The organism is Gilvimarinus sp. 1_MG-2023, from assembly GCF_030548285.1.
The window spans coordinates 1-273 of sequence record NZ_JAUOSC010000981.1; the positions used below are offsets into that span (position 1 = coordinate 1).

At 54.6% G+C, this 273-nt stretch carries 1 protein-coding gene; it reads left to right on the top strand.

The window, feature by feature from the left end:
• On the top strand, nt 1-273 hold a 273-nt coding region (gene pilV / locus Q4563_RS19810), incomplete at both ends, for a type IV pilus modification protein PilV (RefSeq protein WP_303605737.1).

Here is a 273-nt window from a genome sequence, read left to right on the forward strand (position 1 = left end):
GCTTTGGACTGATTGAAGTACTGGTATCTATCGTGATTGTGTCCATTGGCCTGCTCGGACTGGCCGGACTACAAACCCGGGCCTTACAAGAAAACAACGCTGCCTATCTGCGTTCCCAAGCCGGCATTCTGGTCTACGACATGTTCGAGCGCCTGCGTTCAAACAGCCAGGGAGCGGCCAGTGACAACTACAACACCGCAACAACCAGTACGACCGATGACACCCTGGCGGCTACAGACCTGCTGGACTGGAAAAGTGAAATCAGCCGTACCT